The organism is Holophaga foetida DSM 6591, from assembly GCF_000242615.2.
GTDB classification, from domain to species: domain Bacteria; phylum Acidobacteriota; class Holophagae; order Holophagales; family Holophagaceae; genus Holophaga; species Holophaga foetida.
The window spans coordinates 403775-429878 of the sequence record NZ_KI912269.1 but is presented as its reverse complement, the minus strand read 5'-3'; the positions used below and the strand labels follow the sequence as shown (position 1 = coordinate 429878).

General features: G+C 63.4%; 26 protein-coding genes and 1 tRNA gene. 19 read left to right on the top strand and 8 right to left on the bottom strand.

Annotation, left to right across the window (positions count from 1 at the left end; all coding sequences use genetic code 11):
• Positions 1 to 20 precede the first annotated feature (20 nt).
• From HOLFODRAFT_RS23600 to HOLFODRAFT_RS0217325, 8 genes are all read left to right on the top strand, one after another.
• Complete coding sequence (locus HOLFODRAFT_RS23600; protein ID WP_005035232.1) at positions 21 to 539, top strand: class IV adenylate cyclase; 519 nt, start codon at positions 21 to 23, stop codon at positions 537 to 539.
• 91 nt (positions 540 to 630) lie between these two features.
• Positions 631 to 1155: a GNAT family N-acetyltransferase gene (locus HOLFODRAFT_RS22115; protein ID WP_005035235.1), complete on the top strand. Its 525-nt coding sequence runs from the start codon at positions 631 to 633 to the stop codon at positions 1153 to 1155.
• Positions 1152 to 1877, top strand: coding sequence for a lysophospholipid acyltransferase family protein (locus HOLFODRAFT_RS23595; protein WP_005035238.1), 726 nt, complete (start codon positions 1152 to 1154; stop codon positions 1875 to 1877). Before HOLFODRAFT_RS22115 ends, HOLFODRAFT_RS23595 begins: the two co-directional genes overlap by 4 nt.
• On the top strand, positions 1874 to 2812 hold the full coding sequence (locus tag HOLFODRAFT_RS0217345; RefSeq protein ID WP_005035241.1) for an arginase family protein: 939 nt from the start codon (positions 1874 to 1876) through the stop codon (positions 2810 to 2812). Before HOLFODRAFT_RS23595 ends, HOLFODRAFT_RS0217345 begins: the two co-directional genes overlap by 4 nt.
• 13 nt (positions 2813 to 2825) lie before the next feature.
• Positions 2826 to 3347, top strand: a complete 522-nt coding sequence (locus tag HOLFODRAFT_RS0217340; RefSeq protein ID WP_005035244.1) for a hypothetical protein — start codon at positions 2826 to 2828, stop codon at positions 3345 to 3347.
• Between the two features lie 14 nt (positions 3348 to 3361).
• Positions 3362 to 3436, top strand: a tRNA-Val gene (locus tag HOLFODRAFT_RS0217335).
• Between the two features lie 54 nt (positions 3437 to 3490).
• Positions 3491 to 4057: an elongation factor P gene (gene efp, locus HOLFODRAFT_RS0217330; protein WP_005035247.1), complete on the top strand. Its 567-nt coding sequence runs from the start codon at positions 3491 to 3493 to the stop codon at positions 4055 to 4057.
• A gap of 105 nt (positions 4058 to 4162) precedes the next feature.
• A complete protein-coding gene (locus HOLFODRAFT_RS0217325; protein WP_005035249.1) occupies positions 4163 to 4837 on the top strand; it encodes a Crp/Fnr family transcriptional regulator in 675 nt (224 codons plus the stop codon).
• Here HOLFODRAFT_RS0217325 and HOLFODRAFT_RS0217320 read toward each other — a convergent pair.
• The 5 genes from HOLFODRAFT_RS0217320 to HOLFODRAFT_RS22100 all read right to left on the bottom strand — a co-directional run bounded on the left by HOLFODRAFT_RS0217320 (position 4822) and on the right by HOLFODRAFT_RS22100 (position 7608).
• A complete protein-coding gene (locus HOLFODRAFT_RS0217320; protein ID WP_005035251.1) occupies positions 4822 to 5316 on the bottom strand; it encodes a MarR family winged helix-turn-helix transcriptional regulator in 495 nt (164 codons plus the stop codon). The two genes, HOLFODRAFT_RS0217325 and HOLFODRAFT_RS0217320, sit on opposite strands and share 16 nt — an antisense overlap.
• A gap of 124 nt (positions 5317 to 5440) precedes the next feature.
• A complete protein-coding gene (rpsR, locus tag HOLFODRAFT_RS0217315) occupies positions 5441 to 5704 on the bottom strand; it encodes a 30S ribosomal protein S18 (RefSeq protein WP_005035253.1) in 264 nt (87 codons plus the stop codon).
• Positions 5701 to 6090 carry a 30S ribosomal protein S6 gene (rpsF, locus tag HOLFODRAFT_RS22105; protein WP_005035255.1) on the bottom strand — a complete coding sequence of 130 codons (390 nt, stop codon included), beginning with the start codon at positions 6088 to 6090 and terminating at the stop codon, positions 5701 to 5703. The genes rpsR and rpsF overlap by 4 nt, the downstream gene beginning before the upstream one ends.
• A gap of 111 nt (positions 6091 to 6201) precedes the next feature.
• Positions 6202 to 6666, bottom strand: a complete 465-nt coding sequence (locus tag HOLFODRAFT_RS0217305) for a hypothetical protein (RefSeq protein WP_005035257.1) — start codon at positions 6664 to 6666, stop codon at positions 6202 to 6204.
• 192 nt (positions 6667 to 6858) lie between these two features.
• Complete coding sequence (locus tag HOLFODRAFT_RS22100) at positions 6859 to 7608, bottom strand: TorF family putative porin (RefSeq protein ID WP_005035259.1); 750 nt, start codon at positions 7606 to 7608, stop codon at positions 6859 to 6861.
• Between the two features lie 687 nt (positions 7609 to 8295).
• Here HOLFODRAFT_RS22100 and HOLFODRAFT_RS0217295 point away from each other — a divergent pair.
• The 5 genes from HOLFODRAFT_RS0217295 to HOLFODRAFT_RS0217275 all read left to right on the top strand — a co-directional run bounded on the left by HOLFODRAFT_RS0217295 (position 8296) and on the right by HOLFODRAFT_RS0217275 (position 15053).
• Entirely contained in the window at positions 8296 to 9966 is a 1671-nt protein-coding gene (locus HOLFODRAFT_RS0217295) for an ammonium transporter (RefSeq protein WP_005035262.1), read from the top strand.
• Positions 9967 to 9993: 27 nt separating this feature from the next.
• Positions 9994 to 10344 carry a P-II family nitrogen regulator gene (locus tag HOLFODRAFT_RS0217290; RefSeq protein WP_005035265.1) on the top strand — a complete coding sequence of 117 codons (351 nt, stop codon included), beginning with the start codon at positions 9994 to 9996 and terminating at the stop codon, positions 10342 to 10344.
• Between the two features lie 262 nt (positions 10345 to 10606).
• Positions 10607 to 12550 (top strand): aconitate hydratase, encoded by a 1944-nt coding sequence (locus HOLFODRAFT_RS0217285; protein WP_005035266.1) that lies wholly within the window; start codon positions 10607 to 10609, stop codon positions 12548 to 12550.
• Positions 12547 to 13755 (top strand): NADP-dependent isocitrate dehydrogenase, encoded by a 1209-nt coding sequence (locus HOLFODRAFT_RS0217280; protein ID WP_005035268.1) that lies wholly within the window; start codon positions 12547 to 12549, stop codon positions 13753 to 13755. Before HOLFODRAFT_RS0217285 ends, HOLFODRAFT_RS0217280 begins: the two co-directional genes overlap by 4 nt.
• A gap of 8 nt (positions 13756 to 13763) precedes the next feature.
• Complete coding sequence (locus tag HOLFODRAFT_RS0217275) at positions 13764 to 15053, top strand: citrate synthase (protein WP_005035270.1); 1290 nt, start codon at positions 13764 to 13766, stop codon at positions 15051 to 15053.
• Between the two features lie 54 nt (positions 15054 to 15107).
• Here the strand turns inward: HOLFODRAFT_RS0217275 and HOLFODRAFT_RS22095 are convergent, their stop codons facing one another.
• Positions 15108 to 16154 (bottom strand): PstS family phosphate ABC transporter substrate-binding protein, encoded by a 1047-nt coding sequence (locus tag HOLFODRAFT_RS22095; protein ID WP_005035273.1) that lies wholly within the window; start codon positions 16152 to 16154, stop codon positions 15108 to 15110.
• A 186-nt stretch (positions 16155 to 16340) separates the two neighbouring features.
• Between HOLFODRAFT_RS22095 and HOLFODRAFT_RS0217265 the strand changes: the two genes are divergently transcribed.
• The 4 genes from HOLFODRAFT_RS0217265 to HOLFODRAFT_RS0217250 are packed head-to-tail and all read left to right on the top strand — an operon-like array spanning position 16341 to position 20452.
• Positions 16341 to 17627: a PP2C family protein-serine/threonine phosphatase gene (locus HOLFODRAFT_RS0217265; protein WP_005035276.1), complete on the top strand. Its 1287-nt coding sequence runs from the start codon at positions 16341 to 16343 to the stop codon at positions 17625 to 17627.
• Positions 17624 to 18193, top strand: a complete 570-nt coding sequence (locus HOLFODRAFT_RS0217260) for a SiaB family protein kinase (RefSeq protein WP_005035279.1) — start codon at positions 17624 to 17626, stop codon at positions 18191 to 18193. Before HOLFODRAFT_RS0217265 ends, HOLFODRAFT_RS0217260 begins: the two co-directional genes overlap by 4 nt.
• A 20-nt stretch (positions 18194 to 18213) precedes the next feature.
• Positions 18214 to 18606: a DUF1987 domain-containing protein gene (locus HOLFODRAFT_RS0217255; RefSeq protein WP_005035280.1), complete on the top strand. Its 393-nt coding sequence runs from the start codon at positions 18214 to 18216 to the stop codon at positions 18604 to 18606.
• 13 nt (positions 18607 to 18619) lie between these two features.
• Positions 18620 to 20452 carry a GGDEF domain-containing protein gene (locus HOLFODRAFT_RS0217250; RefSeq protein ID WP_005035282.1) on the top strand — a complete coding sequence of 611 codons (1833 nt, stop codon included), beginning with the start codon at positions 18620 to 18622 and terminating at the stop codon, positions 20450 to 20452.
• Here HOLFODRAFT_RS0217250 and HOLFODRAFT_RS23590 read toward each other — a convergent pair.
• Positions 20427 to 21866 (bottom strand): serine/threonine-protein kinase, encoded by a 1440-nt coding sequence (locus tag HOLFODRAFT_RS23590; RefSeq protein WP_005035284.1) that lies wholly within the window; start codon positions 21864 to 21866, stop codon positions 20427 to 20429. The two genes, HOLFODRAFT_RS0217250 and HOLFODRAFT_RS23590, sit on opposite strands and share 26 nt — an antisense overlap.
• A gap of 62 nt (positions 21867 to 21928) precedes the next feature.
• Positions 21929 to 22453: an HPP family protein gene (locus tag HOLFODRAFT_RS0217240; RefSeq protein WP_043487237.1), complete on the bottom strand. Its 525-nt coding sequence runs from the start codon at positions 22451 to 22453 to the stop codon at positions 21929 to 21931.
• Between the two features lie 398 nt (positions 22454 to 22851).
• Here HOLFODRAFT_RS0217240 and aroF point away from each other — a divergent pair, with 398 nt between their 5' ends.
• Both aroF and HOLFODRAFT_RS22080 read left to right on the top strand, forming a co-directional pair.
• Entirely contained in the window at positions 22852 to 24894 is a 2043-nt protein-coding gene (aroF, locus tag HOLFODRAFT_RS23585) for a 3-deoxy-7-phosphoheptulonate synthase (RefSeq protein WP_005035287.1), read from the top strand.
• A gap of 162 nt (positions 24895 to 25056) precedes the next feature.
• Positions 25057 to 25959: a pyridoxal phosphate-dependent aminotransferase gene (locus HOLFODRAFT_RS22080; RefSeq protein ID WP_158412983.1), complete on the top strand. Its 903-nt coding sequence runs from the start codon at positions 25057 to 25059 to the stop codon at positions 25957 to 25959.
• The last annotated feature ends 145 nt before the right edge of the window (positions 25960 to 26104 follow it).

The following is a 26104-nucleotide window of genomic DNA, read 5'->3' as shown; positions in this document are numbered from 1 at the left end:
TCAGTCTCCCAGGAACCGCCATGCCCCATCCTCTTGAAACTGAAGTGAAGCTCCCTGTTTCCGATCTGGGTGCGCTCCGACCCCTCCTCCTGGCCCGGGGGTTCCGGACTTCCGTGGAGGCCCAGAACGAGAAGAGCGTGCTCTGGGATCGGCAGCGGGAACTGCTGGAGAAGGGGTGCGCCCTGAGGGTGCGCCAGTACGGATCGGCCACTCGGCTGACCTGGAAGGGGCCCAAAGTGCCGGATGCCAGGCTCAAGATCCGTCCGGAGCTGGAGACCGGCATCGAAGACGGAGGCGTGCTGGAAGGCATTCTGCTGGAACTGGGCTTCGCCCCCGTGCTTTCCATGGAAAAGCGCAGGGAAGTCCTGACGCGTCCCGGACTCACGGCCTGCCTGGACGAGGCCCCCTTCGGCTCCTACCTGGAGCTGGAAGGCAGCGCCGAGGCCATCCAGGAGGCGCTTGTGCAGCTGGGGCTGGAGGATGCCCCCGTGGAGACTCGCAGCTATCCGGCGTTGTACGAGGCGCACGGCCTGGTGTAACTCTTTTTTTACTATCGCTATCCCGTGTTGCCGCGAGGGTTTTACCTTTCGGTCACGCCGGGGCGCCACCCTGGTCTCCAGGAGGTGGCCCATGAGCCCGATCCAGATCCAAAGCCCCGGTCTGCACGTTCGTTCCCTGCAGTCTTCCGACTTCTGGCACCTGCGTCGTCTGGAGCACGAAGTCTGGGGTGGGGATGCCACCGGGGAGCTCTGTCCCCACTATCTCCGGCTCTGCACGGAGCTCTATCCCGAGTGGTGCTTCCTCGCCCTGGACGGAGAGCGGCCCGTGGGCTACGTGCTGAACTTCCCCAGCGGTCGGACGGCCTACTGCGCCACCCTGGCGGTGCACCCCGATTACCAGAAGGGGCGGACCAACTACCTGCTGATCCGGGCCATGGTTTCCAAGCTGGTGGCGGAGGGGATGGAGGAGTGCCGCTTTCTGGTGGAGCCCGATAACGCCGATGCCCGCAGCGTCCATCAGTCCCTGGGCGCAAGGGTGGTCGCAGAGGTGGATGACTACTACCGCAAGGGCGACAAGCGCCTCTGGTCTGTGATCACCCGCGAGGACATGGAGCGGATCCGGGCCCGCTACAGCCGCCTTCGGCTGGTCTCGTGAACACCCTCCTGTCCACGGCGGACGGCACTGTGTCCGGTAGCGATGCCTTCTGGCGCCTGGCCAGAGTGCTGGGGCTGACCCTTGGCAGGGGGCTGGGAAGCTGTCTGCGGGAGCCTTCCCCGGAGGATCTCGGCCACTGGTCCCGCGATGTCCTCAAGGCTCTGGGCGTCCAGGTCCAGGTGAAAGGGGCCATTACGGACGAGGCGCCGATCTGGGTTGCCAACCATATGAGCTGGCTGGATCCCCTGGTTCTCCTCAGCCTGCGTCCTGCACAGGTTCTCGCCAAGGCCGAGGTGGCGGACTATCCCCTCATCGGCAACCTTGCCCGCCGTCACGGATTGCGTTTCGTCCAGCGGGAGAGTCTGGCGAGCCGCACCTCGGCCCTCCAGGGGCTAATGGGGGCCATGGATGCCGGGGAACCTCTTCTGCTCTTTCCCGAAGGCACCACCACCCGGGGCCCCCGACTGGCCCCCCTCTTTCGTGGGGGGATCTGCGCCGCCTTCCGCAAGGGGGTGTCTCTGCTCCCGATCCATCTCTCCAGCCCCGACACCTGGTACCCCTGGGTGGGAGAAGCCGAGCTGGTGCCTCACCTGAAAACCATGGCTCTGCATGGATACACACGGCTTGGCGTGCGGCCAGGCACCCTGATGAAACCCTGCGACTTCCCGGACGAGACCGCCTGGGTCGATGCCATCCGACGCACTCTTGGAGACGCTCCTTGACGCTTGAAAATCCTCTCCATCCCTTTCTTTCCGGGGTTACCTCCTTTCTCGGTCTCTCCCTGGCTGCGGAGCCGTGTCCCGCCGCAGGCGTGGTGCTGGGGGCGCCCTTCGATGGTGGCGTCATTCACCGCCCAGGGGCCCGGATGGGTCCCTGGGCCCTTCGGAGCGCGAGCCTGGGGATGGGCCGCCTGCCCATGCCCCTCCGCCTACAGGGGCGGGAGGAAGGGCGGAGCGGCTGGACCGGGGTGGATTGGGTAGACGGGGGCAACATCCCCACGCGTCCCTTCTCCGCCGAGGAAGCCCTGGGGGCGGTGGCCCAGTGGGTGAGCGCCTGGGCCGCTCAGGGAGCACGTCCTCTGATGCTGGGGGGAGATCACCTGATGACGCTGGGGGCCTTGCGGGCTTTGGCCCGGATCCATGGGCCCCTTGGACTGCTGCACTTCGATGCCCACCCTGACGCTTCCGATGGCGAGCCCTGGGGGAGCACCCTGCACCATGGCACCTGGGTCCGGCGTGCCCTGGAGGAAGGGCTCCTGGACGGGCGCCGCTGTGTCCAGCTTGGGCTGCGGGCCCCGCGCTTTGATAGCGAAGAACTGGCCTTCCTGAGCGATGCCGGGTTCCGTTTCTGGAGCCCCTGGGACATGCGGGATGCGCGTCTGCACACGCAGTTGAAGAGTGATATCGCGCGGGTCGGGCAGGGGGCTTCCTACCTGAGCCTGGATCTGGATGTCCTGGATCCGGCCTTCTGTCCGGCGGTGGCTGAGCCGGTGCCCGGTGGGCTATCGACTTCTGAGCTGATTCCGCTCCTCCATCTGGCTCATCAGTGGGATGTGCCCTGGGTTGGGGCGGACCTGATGGAGCTGGCTCCTACCCTGGAGGGCGGCGAGCTCAGCGCCCGGGTCGGCGTCCATCTCGCCCTCCACCTTCTGTCCTGACCTGAGGTGACCCATGAGTGGTGAACACTGGCTGGCACTCTTGATCCGTCACACCCCTGCGGGGGAGCGACCCGGCTGGGATGAAGTGATTGTGGGGTACGACTTCGGATTCCTTGCTCCGGAGACGATTCTGGCTTGGGTCCGGAGGCAGGGCGCAGAGGGCCCCGCCTGCCTGGATCTCCTGGCGCTGGAAGGGATCGGGATGCTGGAATTCGAAGCGACGCTTTGGGACGCGTGCGCTGAAAGCACCGGGAAGGTGCCGCGACCGGGGAGCCGCCGCTGGGAGCGGGCCCAGGATCGCTGGAGGCTGGCCCTCCTGAAGGATGCCCTGGATGCCCCCCTCACCCTCCAGGCCCTGGGCCTGGCTGTGGAGGCGATCTACGAGCGGGTGGGCTGCCCCGAGGACATGCTGGGGCTCTGGAGGAAGACTGGTCCAGGGAAGGAGGCGAATCTGGCAGCCATCGCTGCCTTCCTCGACCGCCAGGAGCGACGCCTTGCCGAAAACTGTCCTGGACATCCCGTGAAGACCTGCTAGACTAGGGTTTCTGCGGGCGTATAACTCAGCGGTAGAGTGCTATCTTCACACGGTAGAAGTCCCAGGTTCGAACCCTGGTACGCCCACCACCTCAAAGGCCCCTGAAGCATCAGGGGCTTTTGTCCGTTAGAACCGAGGAAACCATGGCCAACATCCTTGCGACCCAGCTCCGTGCCGGCATGATCATCAACTACGAAGGTGAGCTCTGCCGGGTCATCAGCGTGGAACATCAGACCCCTGGCAACCTCCCGGCTCGGGTGGTCACCAAGATGAAGCGCCTCAAGGACGGCATCAACCGCGAAAACCGCTTCGGCTCCTCCGACAAGATCGAGCGGGCCAGCCTTGAGCAGCACATGCTCGAATACCTCTACGAGGACGGCGACAACCTCGTCTTCATGAACAACGAGACCTACGAGCAGACCGAGCTCTCCAAGGAGATCCTCGGGGACGATATCGTCTTCCTTCAGCCCAACATGGAGCTGGAGATCGAGTTCAACGACGGGACGCCCCTCTCGGCTACCCTGCCCGCCAGTGTGGTGCTTGAAATCGTCGAGACCGAGCCCGTCATGAAGAACGCCAACGCCACCGGTTCCTACAAGCCGGCCAAGATGGAGAATGGCGTCACGGTCAACGTGCCCCCCTACATGGAGTCGGGCCAGAAGATCCGGGTGAACACGGTGGATCGCACCTACATGGAACGCGTGAAGTAGTATTTCGGCTGTTTATACCCATTAAAGCCCCGCTCCGGCGGGGCTTTTTGGAAGATAGGCGCCGGAAGTATGGTAAAAATTCGAATGGAACCTGGAGGGGACCCCATGGGTCAGACGGTGGAAAACCTGAGGAAGGTCAGTTTCCTGGAGGGGCTTACCTCTGTTGAGCTCCAGGAACTCAGTGCCCTTTGCGAGGTGCGTCGCTACGCCGATGGGGACCCGGTTTTCACCCTCGGGGAGCAGATTCCGGGGGTATTTGTGGTTCTTCGGGGGGCCTTCAAGGTCTTCAGGACCGATGGTCGCGGGAAGATGCAGGTGCTGGATCTCACGCACCCCGGCAGCTTCGTTGGCGAGGTCCAGGCCTTCGACGGAGGTCCCATCGCCTCCGGGGCCGAGGCCCGTGGGGAGACGGAGTGCCTGTTGATCCCGGCAACGGCCCTCAAGCGCATCGCCCTGGGCAATCCGGTGGTGGCGGATGCCATCATCCGACATTTCGCCTCCAAGGTCCGCAACCTCATCTCTCTGGTGGAGACCCTCAGTCTTCACAGTGTGCCGGAGCGGGTGGCCCAACTCATCCTGGATCACCAGCAGCGCAACCCCAACCGCACGCTGGTGGAGTTCTCCCAGACCCAGGAGGATCTGGCCCAGTGCATTGGTGCCAGTCGCGAAGCCTTCAGCCGGGCCCTGCGGCTCCTGTCGGACCTGGGGCTGATCCAGAGCACCTTCCCGGTGGTGCGTATCGTGGATATCCCCAAGCTTCAGCGCTACGCGAGGGGCTGACCGACGCTCCCGATCCTCCCCGCCAGCAGGTCCTGCTCCATGGTGTCCAGGTTCGTCACAAGCTTGCCCAGGCAGGCGCGGAGGGTGCTCTTCTCCTCTTCCGTCAGTCCGGCTTCCAGGCGCGACCGGTAGGTCTGCACGATGTGGTGAAGTTCGTCCAGGAAGGTCTGGTTGTCCTCGTCCAGGTGAATGAGCACCCGGCGCCGGTGTTTCGGGTCCAGTCTCACCTTGAGCAGGGCCCGCTCCTCTAAGGTGTGGACCAGTCGGGAGGCTGTGGGGTGGTCCAGGCGGAGCTCTGTCGCAAGGTCGCTCAGGCAGACGGGGCCCACCTCCCGCAGCGTTTCCAGCAGCAGGCACTGCTGGTCGGTGAGGCGGAATCGTTTCAGCCCAGCAGTGCCCAACTGCTTGATCTGCCGCTTGGCGGTCATGATGAGGAGGCTGAGGTTGGATTGGGCGAAGGACGAGCCAAGGGGTGGCATGGATTACCTGCTGGCTAAGTGTGAAAAGGGGGTGCCTGCAAGGGGATAGCTTACCTTGAAGCCGCACCCATCTACACCAAGGGCCGCCCAAAGGCGGCCCCAAGCTAGCAGGTGTTCCGCGGAACTAGTCCGTGGCGAAGGGCAGCAGCGCGATATTGCGGGCGCGCTTGATGGCCTCGACCAGCATGCGCTGGTGCAGGGCGCAGACACCACTGGTGCGGCGGGGCAGGACCTTGCCGCGCTCAGGGGTGAAGGAAGACAGGGTCTTCACATCCTTGTAGTCGATCATTGTGGACTTTTCGACGCAGAACTTGCAGAACTTGCTGCGCCGTCCGCCAAAAGCCTTCTTCTTCTTGGGCTTGCCCTTTGCGTCAGCCTTGCGCTTCATCCCATCACCTCTTCAGCACTACGGTCCTTGATCCCGGCCTGGGCCTTGCGCTTGGCTTCGCGGTCGTAGCGGACCTTCTGGCGATCGGCGGCCTTGGCCTGGACGTCCATGCGGACGGAGAGGTACTTGATCACGGAATCGTTGTTGCGGAAACGGCGCTCCAGCTCAGCGATGAGCGTGGAACCAGCGTTCATCTCGAAGAGCGTGTAGTAGCCTTCGCTGAACTTCTGGACTTCGTAGGCCAGCTTCTTGCGGCCCCACTTGTCGGTCTTGAGCAGTTCGCCACCCTGCTCGGCGATGATTCCCTCGAAATTGCGCACGAGCTCGTCAACCTGCTCGTCCGTCAAAGTGGGGGAGGCGACGAAGATCGTCTCATAACGACGCATCTATTATCCTCCTTGTGGATATGAAGCTTCGGTACACAGCCCGAAGCAAGGAGAGTCCCGGAAGTGGGACGCGAAGGGTCAGTCTCTCAGAGAATCCCCTCCTTGGCAATGTCAATGATCGTGCTCATCAGATCCCTGCCAGACATAGCAGGTGTTCCGCTTGACTCCCCGCTGGACCACCAGACCTTCGTCTTCCAGTTCTCCGAAGAGTCGGCGGAGGGCAGGGGGGGCCCAGTTGCATTCTGTGAGACCCAGGAGCTTCCTGGCCTGGAAGCTTGTCAGGGTTCCATGTGTCTTCATGGCTTCAACGATCTGTGTCTTGAGGGCCTGGAGTTCTGCGTTGGTACGGCGGGCGCGGGTCTTGAACTCAGGTGAAATCTGGGTGGCAGGGTCGGGATGGTCCACCGCCCCTGCGGGGCCGCCTTCGGATGGATGGGCGGAGCTCTCCAGTTCGAAATGCAGCACGGCCTGACCCGCGGGGAAACCCTCTTTGTGGAGCGCCGCGATCAAGGCTTCCTCAATGCGCTTCTTCTGTTCATTCCTCATGTGGCGTGTATGGATGACCACCATGTTCATGGTCTCTCTCCCTGCTGTCATGGTCTTATGCAGGGTCCGTGCCGGAGCTGCCGTGTTCATGTAAGTCATTTTATTGCATTTCTTGGTTGTTGGCAGCTCTGGCACGGAATAACTATTTTCATTACAAAAGTGTATGAACCCGTGCTCCGGCCTCCAAAGATGTAGCTTTGGCTTAGAGGCTTTCCGCCGTTTCTAGAAAGCCTTGGTGAGGGTCAGGGCCACCCGGCTGCCGCCGAGGGAGTCACCATCCACGACGCTCACGTAGCTGTCCTTGTTGCTGGCGTAGGTGTAGGCCAGACCCAGGGTGAAGGTGGGGACGATCTCCTTGGTCAGGGCGACCTTGTAGTCGTTGTAGTCGAGGTCGTTGTGCTCGGACGCGAAGTCCTGGCGGCCGGCGTGCAGACCGAGGGTAAGGCCCTGGGGCAGGGGCAGGCTGGCGTTGCACTCGTAATACTTGGTGTTCTTGAAGTCTTCGAAGGCGAACCAGTCGTTGCTGATGGCGTGACTGTACTTCAGGGTGACCCACTTGTAGCTCAAGCCCAGGTAAGCCTCGGTGGTGTGGGGCTTCACGCTGCCCTCATAGGTGCCGGGGTAATAGTATTCGACGGCGCCGATGTCCACGGTGACATCCTTGACGGGGCTGAATTTATAGCCCAGGTAGAAATCGGTTTCGAGGGAGTTGCTGCCGACACCGCCATCCTCGACCCAGGACACGTTGGAGCCCCAGAATCCCGCGTAGAAACCGCAGCTGTGGGCATAGTCATAGCCACCCTGGAGAGCGGGCTTGCCGTCGTTCTGGGTCAGGCCGCGGAAGGTGTAGTCCGTGGTCAGGCTGAAGTTGCCGGTGAGGGTATGGGGAGAGGCGGGCTTGGTGTCCTCTGCATGGGCCAGATTGCCCATGGTGGAAAGGGTGCCGACCAGCAGCAGGGGCTTCAGGTTCATCAGGTTCTCCTTTGAGAGGGCCTCGGGGGAATCTGGCCGAGGTGTCGGGTGACGGAACCTTCTGTGCATGGCTTGTGCCGAAATTGGCAATTTTTCGATATTTGATATAAGTTGTTATACTTCATGTATATACATTTATTTTTCTATTAAAAGACGTATCGAGATAATACAAAAATGTATGAAAATATTTCAAATATTCGGGGATGAACCTCCATGGATAGAGGGAGCCCTATCTGGATTTGATGGGTGTATGGGCTGCATGTTCGCATCTAACTCTCATTTTTTGTGCATATCTGTTCAGAAGTCTTTGCTGGAGGAAGTGGCCGGAATTCGCACTCATGTCGCAAAAAGGTATAAAACAACAAAAATGTATACTTTTTGTGTATTTTTAATTCGATATTACATAGCGTGGTGGAAGATTATTGTTTTTAAGTCATTGTATTTTAGCAAATGAACTCATTTAGAGGGGTGGCCGATCTCCCTTTGGCACGAACCCTGCGAAGGGTTATGGCAGTCCGGGGCTACCGTCGCCTTTGCGATTCTCCCTGGGGCATTTTCTGGATGACGGCGCTGCATCAGGGCGCTCGACCCAAAGCCTTCGGCCTGTCTGCATAGGTCTATGAATGCCTTTTTCGCTCAATCCAATGGTCCCCCACCTGGGGCTCACACTTCTATAAGGAGCACTCTATGGCACACCTACCTCCCCCCAGCGAGAAGCTGTCCTTCGGGGAAAAGCTTTCTCGCTTGAGTGTCCGGATGAAGGATCCGGAATGGCGGCGTTATGGCGCCCTGCTGGCCACTGGCAAGCTCATGGGCCTGGCCCTCACGGTTGCCATGGTGATCCTCATCCCCATGCTGCTCTCCGGCAGCCGGGCCCATGCGGACAGCGTTCCGGCTCCCGCTCCTGCTGCAGTCCAGATGGACTCTGCCGCCGTGGGGGCACCCGCTCCCGCCCCGGCGCCCGTCGCAACTCCGGCCCCCACCGTCGCTGCCTCCGATATTGTCAACCCCCTCAATACGGTCTGGACGCTCATTGCGGCTTTCCTGGTCTTCGCCATGCAGGCTGGCTTCGTGATGCTGGAGGCGGGCTTCTGCCGTTCACGGGAAACCGTGAATGTGCTGGTGGAGTGCGTCTTCGACACTTGCCTCTGCGGCATCCTCTTCTGGGCCTTCGGCTACGCCTTCATGTTCAGTGAGGGTAATGGCTTCATTGGCACCCACTGGTTCTTCCTGAAGAACACCCCGGCGACCTTCGGTGCCACGGGGATCCCCATCCTGGCCCACTGGCTCTTCCAGTTCGCTTTTGCGGATTGCGCCTCCACCATCACCTCCGGTGCCATGGTTGGCCGCACGGGTTTCTGGGGCGATATCCTCTACAGCATCGCGGTCTCGGGCTTCATCTACCCCATCGCGGGCCACTGGGCCTGGGGCCCAGACGGCTTCCTGGCCACCATGGGCAGTGCTGGCAAGTTCCTCCCTTCCCTCGGCATGAACTTCCATGACTTTGCGGGTTCCACTGTCGTCCACACCATCGGTGGTGCCGTGGCTCTGGTGGGTGCCATCGTCCTCGGCCCCCGCATCGGGCGCAAGTTCAAGCGGGATGGCGGCGGCCCCATGATGCCCCACGACCTGACCATCGCGGTGGTGGGCGGCCTCTTCCTCTGGTTCGGATGGTATGGCTTCAACCCCGGCAGCACCCTCTCCGCCATGGACTTCCAGGGCATCGGCCGCGTGGCCGCCAACACCACCCTGGCCGCCTGCGCCGCTGGCATGACCTCCGTCTCCTTTGTCTACTACCGCACCGGCAAGTGGGATGCGGGCTCCATCACCAACGGCTTCCTGGCGGGCCTGGTGGCCATCACCTGCCCCTGCTACTGGGTCAGCCCCTTCGGTTCGATCATCATCGGTGGCATCGCCGGGTTTGTGGTTATCCTCGGAACCGATCTGCTGGAATACCTCCGCATCGACGACCCCATCGGCGCTGTCCCGGTGCACCTGATGAACGGCATCTGGGGCACGCTTTCCCTCGGGCTCTTCGCTTCGGGTGAGTTCTCCGCCATCGGCAGCGACCCCCTTTCCCCGAATACCACCACCCTGTTGACGGGCCTCTTCTATGGCGGTGGCTTCAAGGTCCTCATCGCCCAGTTCATCGGCAGCTTCATCATCTTCTCCGCCACCGTGATCGTGTCCTACGCTGTCATGAAGGCTGTTGATGCCATTGGTCTTCTCCGCATCTCCAAGGAAGGTGAGCTGGATGGCATGGATCTCCACGAGCACGGCATCTCGGCCTATCCCGAATACGTGATCTCCGCTCTATCCGCCCCCGCCGGTCTGCCTGTGGAACTGTCGAAGAAGTAACCCACTACTTGAAAGGAGGGTAATCCCATGAAGATGGTTGTAGCCATCATCCGGCCAGATCGGTTCGAAGCGGTTCAGGCCGCCCTGGTCGAGAAGGAAATCCACTTGATGACCGTGTCCGATGTCCGGGGCTGCGGAAGTCAGAAGGGCTTCACGGAGCAGTTCCGGGGCCGCCAGGGCACCATCCGGCTCCTTCCCAAGGTGAAGCTGGAGATCGCCGTGAACGACGAATACGCCGACATCGCGGTCAAGACCATCCTGAAGGCAGCCTGCTCCGAGCCCCCCCGGGTGGGTGACGGCAAGGTCTTCGTCCTGTCCCTGGAGGAATGCTACCGAGTGAGGACTGGAGAGCAGGGGATCCTGGCCATCGGGCCCTGATCTGAACCGCCAGCCCAGGAGATGCGGAAGGGTTCTCGCCCCTTCCGCATTTTTTTTGGGGTGCGGGAAATCCTGTTTCCAGGGATTTTCCGGAGGCGGATTCCTCGCGGGAGGACTTGTCATGGATTCGTCATTTTTTTTCATGAAAAGAAACGATTACTCTTAAGTCTCCGGTTCGCTTCCCGACGCTCGCGGGTCAGGGGAGCCGATTCCGGCCCGAAACGGCCATAGTTCACCTTCTTCAACCGCATGGGAGCATTGCATGGGAAAGAGTCTCACCCGCAAGATCTTGGAACCGAGGATTCTCAAGGGATCCTGGGAGCCTGGCACGGAGATCGGCATCCGCATCGATCAGACCCTGACCCAGGACGCCACCGGCACCATGGCCTACCTTCAGTTCGAGACCATGGGCATCCCGAAGGTCCAGACCGAGCTTTCGGTGAGCTACATCGACCACAACACCCTGCAGGTGGGTTTCGAGAATGCTGATGACCACCGCTACCTGGCCAGTGTGGCTCGGAAGTACGGCCTCTACCTCTCCCGTGCTGGCAATGGCATCTGCCACCAGGTGCATCTGGAGCGCTTCGGCAAGCCCGGTCGCACCCTCCTGGGCTCCGACAGCCACACCCCCACCGGGGGCGGCATCGGCATGATCGCCATCGGCGCCGGTGGCCTGGATGTGGCCATGGCCATGGGCGGCGGCCCCTTCTACATGAGCTGCCCCAAGGTCATCCAGGTGAAGCTGAAGGGCGCCCTCCAGCCCTGGGTCTCCGCCAAGGATGTGGCCCTCAAGATGCTGGAGCTCTTCGGCACCAAGGGCAACGTGGGCTGCATCATGGAATACGCCGGGGAGGGCCTGAAGACCCTCTCGGTGCCTGAGCGCGCCACCATCGCCAACATGGGCGCCGAGATGGGCGTCACCACCTCCATCTTCCCCAGCGATGAGACCACCCTGGCCTTCCTGAAGTCCCAGGGACGCGAGGAAGCCTACGCCGAACTCGCCGCCGATGCGGATGCCGAGTACTTCAAGACCGTCGAGATCGATCTCAGCGAACTGGAGCCCCTTGCTGCGCTGCCCCACAGCCCCGGCAACATCGCCAGGGTCCGAGACATCGCCGGTACCCCCGTGCAGCAGGTCTGCCTGGGCTCCTGCACCAACTCCTCCTACCGGGATCTGGCCACCGCCGCCAAGGTGCTGGAGGACAAGGTCTCCCACCCCGATGTCAGCTTCGTGGTGACCCCCGGCTCCAAGCAGGTGGTCCGCAACATCACCAAGGACGGCTACTACGACATGCTGGTGGCCGCCGGTGGCCGCTTTGTGGAGCCCTGCTGTGGCTTCTGCATCGGCAATGGCCAGTCCCCCAACAGCGGGGGCGTCAGCCTGCGCACCTCCAACCGCAACTTCGAGGCCCGCTCCGGCACCCAGGACGCCCAGGTCTTCCTGGTGAGTCCCGAGACCGCCGCAGCTGCCGTGATCACCGGCAGGATCACCGATCCCAGGGATCTGGGCATGGCCTACCCCCAGGTGGAGGCCCCCGCGACCTTCCTGGTGGACGACCGCATGATCATCCGTCCCGAGGAGACCCCAGATCCCGCCGCAGTGGAGATCCAGCGCGGACCCAATATCGGCGAGCCCCTCAAGAGCGAACCCTACCCGGCGGACCTCGTGGGCCTGGCCTCCATCAAACTGGGAGACAAGATCACCACGGATCACATCGCCCCTGCGGGTTCCCGCATGAAGTTCCGCTCCAACATCAAGGCCTACGCCGAGTTCGTCTTCGAGAACGTGGATGCGGACTTCTCCCGTCGCGCTTCCGCCAGTCGGGACGCCGGGGTTCACAACATCATCGTGGCTGGGGCTTCCTACGGCCAGGGCTCCTCCCGGGAGCACGCCGCCATCTGTCCCGCCTTCCTGGGGGTCAAGGCCGTCCTGGCCCAGTCCTTCGAGCGCATCCACGCTGCCAACCTGGTGAACTTCGGCATCCTGCCCCTGATCTTCAAGGACGAGGCTGATCTGGCCAAGGTGGACGCTTCGGATCGCCTGGAGATCCCCGGCATCCGCAAGGCCATCGCCGAGGGGACCGCCATCATCGTCCAGAACCGCACCAAGGGCACCTCCTTCGAAGTGAAGGTTGAGCTCAGCGAGCGTCAGCGGGCCATCGTGCTGGCTGGCGGCTCCCTCGCCCACGCCAAGGAGTCGAAATGAGCAAGATCAAGGTGAAGAATCCCATCGTCGAGCTCGACGGCGATGAAATGACCCGCATCATCTGGGCCTCCATCAAGGGAAAGCTGATCCTGCCCTACCTGGATGTGGACCTGGAATACTACGACCTGGGCCTGCCCCACCGGGACGAGACCGATGACGCCGTGACCACCGAGGCGGCCCTGGCCATCAAGAAGCACCGGGTGGGCGTCAAGTGCGCCACCATCACGCCCGATGCCGACCGGATGGACGAGTACAAACTCAAGAAGTGCTGGCTCAGCCCCAATGGCACCCTGCGGAGCATCCTGGATGGCACGGTCTTCCGCAAGCCCATCACCGTCAAGAACATCGAGCCCGCCGTGCGGAGCTGGAAGAAGCCCATCATGATTGGGCGCCACGCCTACGGCGACATCTACAAGTCCCAGGACTTCGTGGTGCCGGGCCCAGGCGTGGTCGAGATGGTCTACACCCCCGAGGGGGGCGAGGCCGTTACGATTCCCGTCCACACCTTCAAGAAGGGCGGCGGCGTCGTCATGGGGATGCACAATGCCGATCCCTCCATCATCTCCTTTGCCCAGGCCTGCATCGCCTACGCCCTCTCCGAGAAGGTGGACCTCTGGTTCGCGGCCAAGGACACCATCAGCAAGAAATACCACGGGCGCTTCAAGGAGCTCTTCGGGGCCGAGGTGGCCAAGCGTGAGGCTGATTTCCAGGCTGCGGGCATCAGCTACCGCTACCTCCTCATCGACGACGCCGTGGCCCAGATCATGAAGCACGAGGGTGGCATGCTGTGGGCCTGCATGAACTACGATGGCGATGTCTTCTCGGACATGATCGCCTCGGGTTTCGGCAGCCTGGGCATGATGACTTCCGTGCTGGTGAGCCCCGATGGCTGCTTCGAATACGAGGCTGCCCACGGGACGGTTCGCCGCCACTACTACGAGCACCTGAAGGGCAATGCCACGAGCACCAATTCGGTGGCTTCGATCTTCGCCTGGACCGGCGCCATCCGGAAGCGGGGTGAGCTGGACGGAACCCCTGAGGTGGTGGGCTTCGCCGACAAGCTCGAGCATGCGGTGATCAGTCTCATCGAAGAGGGCGTGGTCACCAAGGATCTCGTGAGCCTAGTGGTGCCCGCCGCCAAGGGCTATGAGAACACCGAGGGCTTCCTGGATCAGGTCGCCAAGAGGCTTCAATCGACACTTTAGGGGGTGCCATGGCAAAAGAGACACTCACCATCACGGACAACCGTACGGGCCAGAGCTACGAGATCCCCATCCAGATGGGAACCATCCGGGCCATGGACCTTCGCCAGATCAAGGCCAATGAGGGCGACTTCGGCCTGATGACCTACGATCCGGGGCTGACCAATACGGCCTCAACCAAGAGCGCCATCACCTTCATCGAGGGGGACAAGGGGATCCTGCATTACCGGGGCTACCCCATCGAGCAGCTGGCGGAGCACAGCACCTTCCTGGAGACGGCCTACCTGGTCATCTACGGGGAACTGCCCACCCGTCAGGAACTGGCGGCCTGGGAGTTCGAGATCGCGCATCACAGCATGGTGCACACGAACATCCAGAACCTGATCCAGGCCTTCCGTTACGACGCCCATCCCATGAGCGTCTTCATCAGCTCTGTGGCCTCCCTCTCCACCCTGTACCCCGAGGCCCGGAACATCACGGATCCCGAGCTCATGCGGCTCCAGATCGTGCGAATGATCGCCAAGGTGCCGACCATCGCCGCCTACACCTACCGTCACAACCAGGGCTGGCCCATCAATAGACCGGATGACGGGTTGAGCTACCTGGGCAGCTTCCTGCGCATGATGTTCCGCATGACCGAGGTCCACTTCGAGCCCCATCCCGTGCTGGAACGGGCCCTGAACGTCCTCTTCATGCTGCACGTGGACCATGAGCAGAACTGCAGCACCACGGTGATGCGCACCATCGGCTCCTCCCAGGCGGACCCCTATTCCGCCCTGGCGGGTGCTGCGGCAGCCCTTTACGGTCCCCTCCATGGGGCGGCCAACGAGGCGGTGCTGCGGATGCTGGAGCAGATCGGAAGTCCCGAGAACGTGCCCGCCTTCATCGAGAAGGTCAAGCGTGGCGAAGGCCGACTGATGGGCTTCGGCCACCGCATCTACAAGAACTACGATCCCCGTTGCCGCATCATCAAGAAGACCGCCGAGGCCGTCTTCGAGGTGACTGGGCACAATAAGCTCCTGGACGTTGCCCTGGAGCTGGAGAAGGCGGCCCTGGCAGACGACTATTTCGTCTCCCGCAGCCTCTATCCCAACGTGGACTTCTACTCCGGCCTCATCTACCGGGCCATGAACCTCCCCGCCAACCTCTTTACGGTGATGTTCGCGGTGCCCCGCACCGTGGGCTGGATCGCCCAGTGGGTGGAGATGCTCAAGGATCCTGAGCAGAAGCTGGCCCGTCCGCGGCAGGTCTACATCGGACGCGAACTACGCCCGTACGTGTCCCTGGACAAGCGGGGCTGATGAATGGAAAGGGCCGCGAAAGCGGCCCTTTCCGTCTCTTGCTGGGGGCAGCGGTCAGAGCTTGGAGATGTTCATGCGGACCATGTCCCCGGGCAGGGGGATGGCGCCGAAGTTGGAAACGGCGGACTGGCCTTCCCTGGAAAGGACGTAGGTCAGGAACTCCTGGAGGGGGAGGGGCAGGGGCTTGCCCGGGGCCTTGTTTACGTAGATGTACAGGAAGCGGTTCAGGGGGTAGCTGGCCCCCAGGATGTTCTCCACCGTGGGCAGCATGGCCTTGCTTCCCCCGAAATCGACCAGGGGCAGAGCCTTGACCATGCGCACGGAGTGTTGGACGGGGCCATAGCTGATTCCTGAGCCATCCATGGCGGCGGCCTCAACGGTGGCGAACTGGTCAGGCAGGGCCTTCACGGTGGGTTTGTACTCGCCCTTCCGGAGGGCATGCTCCCGGAAGAATGCACGGGTGCCCGAATTCTGGTCCCGCCCGTAGGGCTGGATCGTGCGGGCTGCCCACTCCCCGGTCAGCCCCAGGTCGCCCCAGGTCTCGATGGGCTGGGGATGCCCCCCCTTGCGGGTGCTGGAGAAGATCGCGTCCACCTGCTGGAGGGTGAGGGCCTGGATGGGATTGTTGGCGTTGACGTAGACCGCCAGGGCGTCCACCGCCACCACGATCCGGGTGGGGGCGTACCCGAACTTCGCTTCGAACTGAGCCAGCTCGTCGGCGTTCATCTCCCGGCTCATGGGCCCCAGTTGGGCGGTGCCCGCCAGGAGTGCTTTGGGAGCCGTTCCGGAGCCCTTTGAGATGATCTTGAAGTCCATGCGCGGATAGATGGAACGGAAATTCTCAGCCCACAGCCGGACCAGGGGGTCCATGGAGTCGGAGCCGACCACTTCAAGGGAGCCTTCCAGGGCCTCGGCTACCGGGAGGTAGCCCGGAAGGACCGCATCCAGCTTCGCCATGACGGGCTGGGCCACGAGGGGGGTTTCCTCCGCCGGGGGGGCTTCTGTGGCAGTGAGGGTTTCCTTCTGGGGGCCCCAGCTGGGGCTTTGGCACCCGACCGTCACGATGGCGAGGGTGAGCACAGGGATGAGTTGTCGGAACATGGCGTCCTCCGTTCCCTTTCAGGGGAAGGCTCTGGTGTGAAGAGGGCGGGACGTCTGTGTGAAGAGATTGGTAATGATTGTAAAATAACTGTTGGAAACATCGTTTTAACAAACAAGGCGCATCGAGTTGGCTTGATGGAGGCTGGGCGGGGCCACAGGCTGATAGGGCATTGAGGAGGACCTCTCTTGACCACCATCGAGCGACTGCATGACCTTCTGGCCGTCTCATCCATATGCGACTCCGGGCCCACCAAGAAGTCCCTGATTACCCGGGCTCACCAGATCGCCAGACGGGTGCCTTCGGTGGAGTCCGAGATGACCAACGAGGAGGTCCGTCAGTGCCTTGCGCAGGACGCCGCGGCCGAGGCCCTGGCCGTCGTGAACGAGGACGGCTGCCCCATCGGCCTGATCAACCGGAGCATCTTCCTGGAGGCCTACGCCAGGCCCTATGCCCGGGAGCTCTTCGGCCGGAGATCCTGCATTGCGTGGATGGACAAGGATGCGCTGATTGTGGATGCGGAAACGCCCATCGAGGAACTGGTGAAACGTGCCGTTGCCAAGGGGGCGAAGGTCCTGAAGGATGGTTTCATCACCACCCGGAACGGCCTGTATGCGGGGCTGGGGACCGGGTTTGCCCTCATGGAATCCATGGAGGCCCTGGAGGCCGAGAAGTCCCGACAGATCCTCCAGAGCATTGAATACGCCAGCACCATCCAGCGCTCCCACCTGCGCAGCTCCCAGGAGGACCTTGGGGCAGGCCTGACGGATCATGCCCTGGTCTGGCAGCCTCGGGATGTGGTGGGCGGCGACTGCTACTTCTTCCGTCGCTTGCCGGAGGGGCTCTTCGGGGCCGTGGTCGACTGCACGGGGCATGGTGTTCCCGGTGCCTTCATGACCCTCATCGCCCTCTCCTTCCTGGAGCAGCGGGTGACCCGGGAGACCGGGAAGGTGGATCCAGGTCTGGTGCTGGGGGACCTCAACCGATACATCAAGCAGGTGCTGGCCCAGGGCAAGGAGTCCCACGCGTCCGGCGCATCCAGGTCCGACGATGGCATGGACGCCCTGTGCTTCCTGCTTTCGGAGGGGGGGGCATCCCTGCGTTTCGCCAGCGCCAGGCTCTCCCTGCTTCTCGTCCAGGGGGGCTCCTCCGAGCTCCAGTGCCTCGACGGAGAACGGGCCGGAATCGGGTACGTGGACACCCCTGATGAGGCTGTGTGGTCTACCCGTCACCTGGCCCTGGAGCCCCACAGCCGCATCCTGCTCTTCACGGATGGGGTCACGGACCAGCTGGGCGGTCCCAAGGACATCGCCCTGGGGCGGAAGCGTCTGGGGGAGTGGTTCAGCATGGTGGCGTCCCGTTCCGCCCGGGAGATCGGCGAGGCCTTTCTGCCCTACTTTGCGGACTGGCAGGGGAGCCAGGCCAGGCGGGATGACGTCACCCTGTTGGCCTTCACCTCGGAGATGGGTCAGTGAACATCGAACAGTTCGAGCGATTCCAGGGGCAGGCCCGGGAGGCCAATGTCATCTACTACTTCAGCGGGGACCTGAACCAGGCCATCCTCGGTGCCCTGGGCGAGGCCTTGCGCCACCGCCTGGAGGCCCAGGGCGTGGCGGGGCCTGTCCGGCGCAAGCTCTTCTCCACCTTCGTCGAGATGGCCCAGAACGTCATCCACTACGCGGCTCCGGAGGACGGTCCCAGCTCCGAGCAGCACCCCCACAAGCGCGCCTCCATCGCCCTGGGGTGGGATGGCTCCAGCTACTGGATCGTCTGCGGGAATCAGGTGCAGGTGGAATACATCCCCCGGATCTCCGAACGCTTGACAGAGCTTCGCAGCCTCAGCCTTCCCGAGATCAAGGAACGCTACAAGCACCAGGTGGCCAACGACGAGCACCAGAACCAGGACGGCATCAGCAAGGGGGCTGGGCTCGGCCTGCTTACCATCGCCCGGGACAGCAAGTTCCCCATTGAGTTCTCCTTCGCTTCTGACCCCGCCTCCAACGGGAGCCACGCCTTCTTCATCATCAAGGCCGTTGTCTGACCTTTCCAAGGATGACCCGCATGCGAACCTACCACTCGCCCGCCACTCCCATGACCCCGGAGGTCACGCTTTCCGGCAAGGACGCCCGGCTCAGCATCGCCGGGGAGTGCTACCCCGAGAATCCCCTCCGCTTCTTCGCCCCCCTCTTCGAGGCCCTGAATGACGTCTTCGAGGCGCACAACCCCGCGCGCTTCTCCGCCTGCATCCACCTGAAGTACATCAACAGTGCCTCCACCAAGGCTTTCCGTCAGATCTTCAAGCTCCTGGACGCCGCCGCCGCCAAGGGGGTCGGGGTTGAGGTGGAGTGGGTCTTCGATCCTGAAGACGACGCCCTTCAGGAACTGGGGATGGATCTGGCGGAGGACATGTGTTTTCTCGACTACCGGGAGTGCCCCCTGGAGTCGGTGGCCTAAGGAAAGACAACCCATGCTCGCAGTCGCGGTTTGCGAAGAGAAGGATCTCATGCCCCCCCTGGAAGATCTGCATGCAGAGTTACAGGACATCCTCGCAAATGGGCGCTTGCGGCCCATGTTCCAGCCCATCCTGGATCTGAAGGAAGGGACTGTCCACGGCTTCGAGGGGCTGATCCGGGGGCCCTCGGACAGCGTTCTCCATTCACCCCTGAACCTCTTCCGAGCCGCCCGTCGCCTCGGGATGGCTTTCAAGCTGGAGGCCGCCTGCTGTCAGACCCTGGTGAGGGCCTACGCGGAAAGCGGACTGGGTCAGCGGCTCTTCCTGAACGTCAGCGCGGATTCGCTTCACCGCTCCTTGGTTCGGAACCTGATCCATCCTGGGCCCCTGCGCGCCCTGGGCCTGGAGCCCTCGCAGGTGGTGATCGAGCTGACGGAGGGGCAGCCCTTCACGGACTACGTGGCCCTCAAGGATGCGGTGATCTCCCTCAAGTCCATGGGCTTCGCGGTGGCCATCGATGATCTGGGAGAGGGTTTCTCCAGCCTTCGCCTTTGGTCGGAGGTCGGGCCGAATTATGTGAAGATTGACAAGCATTTCATTGGTGGCGTCAGCGCCGATCCGGTCAAGCACCAGTTCCTGAGGTCCCTGAGGGATATCGCCCGCAAGACAGGGGCCCATGTGGTGGCCGAGGGTGTTGAGCTGGAAGCGGACATGGTGGTGGTGAGGGATCTGGAGCTGGACTTCGTCCAGGGATACTTCACGGGGAGGCCCCATCCGGTGCCCGTTCCGATGGTTTCACCGGAAGTCCTGCGGGTCTGTCGCGAGAAACGCCTCGGCGGGGAGGAACTGACCTGGATCAGCCACACCCGTGTCACCGCCAGCAAGCTGGTTCAAGAGATCCCGTCGGAGTCCCCCGATACCTCGATCTGGCAGGTGAACGAGCGCTTTTCCCGCGCGCCGGATCTCCAGTCCATCCCCATTGTCCAGGAGGGCCTTCCGGTGGGGTTGATCAACCGGCACGTCTTCATGGACACCATGGCTCGCCCCTTCATGCGCGAGCTGTACGGGAAAAAGGGGTGCGAGGGCTTGATGGAGCGCAACATCCTGGTGGTGGATCAGGGCACCAGCCTCCATGAACTGAGCCGCATGGTCGTGGAATCGGATCCGCGCCACATCCTCCACGGTTTCATCCTCACCTATCAGGGGCGCTATGTGGGCATGGGAAGCGGTCACGATCTCATGCGCGAGATCACCCAGATGCAGATCCATGCCGCCCGCTATGCCAACCCTCTGACTGGCCTGCCCGGCAACGTCCCCATCAGCGAACGCCTGGACGAGTTGATCGAGCAGGGCCAACCCTTTACGGTCTGCTACTGCGACCTGGACCACTTCAAGCCCTACAACGATGTCTATGGATTCCGGAAGGGGGATGAAGTCATCCACTGGACGGGCAAGCTCCTGGAACGCTCCGTGGATCTCGGTCTGGACTTCGTCGGGCATGTCGGCGGGGATGACTTCATCCTGATCTTCCGGAGCCCGGATGCCCTGAGGCGCTGCCACGCGACCCTGGAGGCATTCGAGGCCGGGCGGAACCGTTTCTTCGATCCGGGGGATCTTGCGGAGGGGGGGTACTGGACCGAGGATCGCAAGGGCAGCATGGCCTTCCATCCCCTCCTGAGTCTCTCCATCGGGGTCGTCCAGGTGCTGCCGGGAGTCTTCCCTAGCCACCACGAGATCTCCAGCGCCGCCAGCCTCGCCAAGAAGGAGGCCAAGCGGATTGACGGGAACAGCCTCTTCCTGGAACGGAGATCGAAGGCGGTCCCTAGCTATTTCCAAAGATCTTCTTGATCAAGCCCCGGTCCCATCCAGGGGCCTCCTTGCGGAGCCTGATCATGGCTGGGGGGTGCCGGGTGCGGCTCACCTGCATGGTCCAGGATTCGTAGCCGGGCTTCCTCAGCGTGAGGCGGTGCTGGCCCTCTCCGGGGATCGCCAGGGCCGACATGGGGGTGCTCCCTTTGGGAACCTCATCGAGGAAGACCTCAGCACCCTGGGGCTCGCTATGGATCTTGACCACGACCGGCGCCCGTTCCATGGAGACCTCCACGGTCTTGTCCTGGGGATCCAGACTCTTGTCCAGGGGCAGGAACCCCTCCAGCTCGAAACGCAGGTGTCTGGTCCGCCGGGGGATGGATATCTCCACCAGGGGGGTCCGCCCCAGGGGGCGGTCATCCGCCAGGACCCGGGCTCCGGAGGGGCTTGTCCGGATCGAGATCTGTCGGGGACGCAGGCCCAGGTATAGGCCAGCTGCCACCACCAGAGCCACGGCTCCGCCAGCGAACATCGCCCCGTGGGTGCGTCGCTGGGCCCCGTGGGCCAGGGGCTGGGTTGCCAGGGAGCTGATGGGACCCGTGGGCAGGGGGGCTTCCAGGTAGGAAAGGAGGGGCTGGGTCGCCTCCTCTGATAGGTCAAGGTGGCCCACGAGCTCCCGCAGGAAGGTGCGCAGATCCGGATGGCGCCGGGCGGGTTCCTTCTCGAAGGCCTTCCGGAAGGTCTCCCGGAGGGAGGGGGGCATGCTGGTGGGGAGATCCGGTTCCCCATGGGCGATCAGGTAGAGGAGCTCGCTGAGGCTGGCCCCCTGGAAGGGCATCTGGCCCGTGATGCACTGGAAGGCTGTGGCGGCGAAGGCCCACTGGTCGGTGATCGGACTCGGCGCACTGCCTTTCAGGAGTTCGGGATCCGCATAGCTGGGCGTGCAGAGGAGTCCCGATCCGGTCAGTCCATGATCTTCCTGGCGGGCGATGCCGAAGTCCATGAGCTTGAGGCGGCCTGCCTGATCCACCAGGAGGTTGGCGGGCTTGAAATCCCGGTGGATGATCCCCACTTGGTGGGCCGCCTCCAGGGCGTGGAGGGCCTGGATCAGGAGGGGCAGGGCGTGCTCCGGGGCCAGGGCCCCCTTCGCCAGGATCTCCTCCAGGCTCGGTCCCTCAATGTACTCCATGGCCAGGAATGGCCCCAGGTTGCTCTCCTCGCCCACGTCATGGACGGTGATGATGTTGGGGTGGTTGACCTGGGCGCTGATCTCCGCCTCCCGCTGGAAACGCTTGAGGGCGGCTGCCTGGGCCGCGGCACCGCCATGTACCACCTTGATGGCCACCGGGCGCTTCAGGAGCGGATCCTCCGCGAGATAGACCTTGCCCATGGCGCCGGAGCCAATCTCCCGCTGTACGTGGTAGCGCCCGATCGTGAGCGGATCCAGTTCCATGGCTTCAGTCTGGCAGAGGGGAGAGGGCTCCGCACCCTCCTGGCTTCAACTCTGTTCGGTCCTCAGGTCCAGTGCCTGGGGTAGCGGCGGTGGTACACGATGTTGTTGGTGATGAGGGCCATGATCAAGAGGATGGCCACTCCGGCCAGAACGGGCACCAGGAGGAATCCCCAGGTGGCATGGCCCTGGACGCCGATGAGGGCTGTGGCGCCGCCCGGGGGGTGGGTGGTGTGGGTCAGGTGCATGAGTCCGATGGCCAGACCCACTCCGATGGCGGCCGTCCATGGGTGGCTCCCCAGGGTGGCCACCAGGCCGATTGCCACCAGGGCTGAGAGCAGGTGCCCACCGATGAGGTTCCGGGGCTGGGCGAGAGGGGAGTCCGGGGCTCCGAAGAGCATGACCGCCGAGGCCCCGAAGGAGCCGATGAGTAGAGGTTGCCCCCACCAGCCAGCCACCGCCTGGATGGCCAGGATCGCGAGGGTTCCGCTGAGCAGCCCCCACAGGGCGAACCTGCGGGAGGCCTGGCCCCGCCGGGGCGGGGGGGCCCCTTTGAGCTTGCCTGGGAACTGCGCGAGCCTTTGCCTCATGGCTTCCATTCATACCCCGTCACGCCACGGGATGGATTGACCGATGTCAAGACTCCCCAAATAGAAGTCCGCTGTCTTGAATCCACTTGTGCCCATTCCATGGGCCTGTGGCTGATACGCCTTTGCTTCTCCTGGAGCCGAGCCCATCCTTGACACGGGTTCCGGTTGCGCCTTAGTCTGATTCTGGATATTTAACGATGCGTCCCTCCTCCTTTTTCGCCTTTACCTGCGCCTTCCGCCGATTTACTTGGCGGGGGCGGGAGATTGGCTGAAGACGAGGCTGGCACACACCCTAGACTCGACGTTCATGTCGCAACCCGTCCGCACTCCCTGGTGGACGGGTTTTTTGATACCCGGACGTGAACCCTGGGGGGCGGATCGAATCCGGAGGATCCATCATGGAACCCACACCCAAGGAAAGCCCTGAAGGTCTCGATCTCGTCCGCAAGGAGATCGACGAGGTGGATCGCGAACTGCTCCGCCTCCTGGCCCGCCGCTTCGATGCGGTGCGCCAGGTGGCCACCACCAAGCGGAACGAGGATGCCAAGGCGATCCTGGACAGTGCCCGGGAGCTGGATGTCCAGGCCCACTGGGTGCAGGATGCCGAATCCCTGGGCCTCTCCGCCCCCTTCGCCCGCCGGATCCTGAAGGAAGTCCTGAACCACTCCCGGCGCATTCAGGAGCCCCTGATCTCCGGGGCCTCCGAGCAGGTGGTCCACCACCTCAAGGTGGGCTACCAGGGCGTTCCCGGGTGCTACAGCTCCCTGGCTTCCGCCCATCTGATGGCAACCCGCACCAGCGCCACCGTGGATCTGGGGGGCTACCCAACCTTCCCGGATGTGGTGGATGCCCTTCAGAATCGCGAGATCGACTACGCCTTCCTCCCGGTGGAGAACAGCATCGGCGGCAGCATCCTGGACGTGAACCGCCTCATCGTGGACCAGTCCCTGCACGTGGTGGACGAGGAAGTCTGGGAGGTGGAGCATGTCCTGGCCGCCCGTCCCGGCGTCAAGCTGGAGGATCTGCGGGAGGTGCGCAGCCACCCCGCCGCCCTCACCCAGTGCGAAACCTTCCTCCGGGGCCTGGAGAACGTCGAGCGTCAGGCCTGGTTTGACACCGCCGGAGCTGCCGCCTCCCTGGAGGCCGAGGACCTGCGCCACGTGGGCGCCCTCTGTTCAGAAGAGGCCGCCCAGCACTACGGCCTGGTGGTCCTGGAGCGGGGCATCGCCGATCGCGAGCGCAATGAGACCCGCTTCCTCCTGCTCTCCCTGGAGCCCGAGGTCCCCGATCAGCGCCTGCCCTGCAAGACCTCCCTGGTCTTCAAGCTCAACCATCACGAGGGTGCCCTGGCCAAGGCCCTGGCCATCCTGGCGGATTCCGGCACCAACCTGACCCGCATCGAGAGCCGTCCCCAGCCCGATATCCCCTGGGAATACCTCTTCTTCGTGGACGTGGAGGGTCACAAGGACTCCCCCAACCTCTCCGCCGCCCTTCGCCAGCTGCGTTCCTGCTGCAACCACCTCCGGATCCTGGGGAGCTACCCCTTCCGCACCAAGAAGCAGGAACAGCACCTGGATGTCCCCGCTCCGGTGGCCCTGCCTCCGGTCCAACCCAGCTGCCGCATCGAGTCAGTGCCGGAAACGCCCAAGGCCGCGCCCAAGCGCACCACCTTCAAGATCGGCAATGTGACCCTGGGGGAAGGCACCTTCGTCATGATGTCCGGCCCCTGCGCCGTCGAAAGCCGGGAGCAGATCCTGGAGTCCGCCGCCATGGTCAAGGCCGCCGGGGCCACCATCCTCCGGGGCGGCGCCTTCAAGCCCCGCACCTCGCCCTACGCCTTCCAGGGCCTCGGCCTTGAGGGCCTGCGCTACCTCCAGGAAGCCGGCCGCACCTACGGGATGCCCGTGACCACCGAGGTCATGGCCATCGAGGACATCCTGGCGGTGGCGGCCCATGCCGACATCCTCCAGGTGGGCGCCCGCAACATGCACAACTTCAGCCTGCTCAAGGAACTGGGCCGCCTGGACAAGCCCATCCTCCTCAAGCGCGGCATGAGCGCCACCGTCAAGGAGCTGCTGCTGGCGGCGGAGTACATTCTGGCCGGGGGCAACCAGCAGGTGATCCTCTGTGAGCGCGGCATCCGCACCTTCGAGACCGCGACCCGCTCCACTCTGGATGTGAGCGCCGTGCCTGTCATCAAGCGTTCCACCAACCTGCCGGTCATCGTGGATCCCTCCCACGCCGCAGGCATCCGGGAACTGGTGGCTCCCCTGGCCCTGGCCGCCGCCGCCGCCGGTGCGGACGGTCTCATTGTGGAGGCCCATCCCCACCCCGAGCAGGCCCTCTGCGACAAGGAACAGGCCCTCACGGGCGAGGACCTCAAGCAGCTCATGGCCGACCTGCGCCCCATCGTGGCCGGTCAGGGACGTATCTGGTCGTAAAAAATGAATTCCACCACGAAGACACCAAGGCACGAAGGAAGAACAAAAGAAAGAAAAGATAAATCTGTGTTTTGTTTTTTTCTTTCTTTTCCTTTCTTGGTGTTCTTTGTGGCTTAGTGGTGGAATTTTCTTTTAGGGTTTTCGATGATTTCTGCTGATTCCATGCCTTCTCTCAATCCCCGCGCCTCGTCGGTGGGCATCTCGCCCACCATGGCGGCGGCGGCGGCGCTGTGCAAGCACCCGGACCCGGTGGACCTGACGGTCGGGGAGCCGGACTTCTTGCCGCCCCTGGAGGCCCGGGAGGCTGCCATGGCCGCCATCCGGGAGGGGCGGACGAAGTACGGTCCCGCTGCGGGGCTTCCGGCCCTCAGGGATGCGGTGAGCCAGGATCTGGCTCGCCGGGACGGGGTGGTCCGGGCGGCGGAGAACACGATCATGACCGCTGGCGGCAAGGCCGCCATCCATGACGCCCTGCGCTGCATCCTGAACCCCGGGGATGAGGTGCTGATCTTCGCTCCCTACTGGCCCACCTTCCGGGACCAAGTCCTCTGGTGCGGCGGCGTGCCGGTGATCGTCCCGCCCGGGAAGGATCTCCTGCCTTCCCTTGAGGCCATCGACGCGGCCCTGAGTCCCCGGACCCGGGCCGTGATCCTGAACCAGCCCTCCAACCCCACCGGGCGGGTCTGGGATGCCGAACGTCTGGCTCACCTGGCCCAGGTGGCCCGGGAGCGGGGGCTCTGGATCATCCTGGATCAGGTTTACGGCACCGTGACCTACGATGGCCCCGAGCGTCCCTTCCTGGCCCAGGCCCCGGATCTGGCGGACCGTTGCGTCGTGGTGGAGAGCTTTTCCAAGCGTTTCGCCATGACGGGCTACCGCCTGGGTTCCGCCTCGGCTCCGGCCCCCCTCATCACCGCCATGGTGGCCCTGGCGTCCAGCACCGTGACCCACCCTTCGATCATCGCCCAGCATGGCGCCCTGGCGGCCCTGGCGCTGGACGGGAGCTGGCAGCGGGAAACAGTGAGCATTTCGTCGGTGGGGCGTGGGCGAGGCTGCCTCAGGTAGACGGAGCCCCCACCGATGAAATGCGGTGTTGAACAAGCCCGGAGCGGCGGGGGAGTTGGGCGAGGGCTATGGGGAAATCGCGCCTGCTGATCCACTTTTGGGGACGCCAGGTCCCCTGTCGCCCAGGGATTGCTGACTGCTGAGC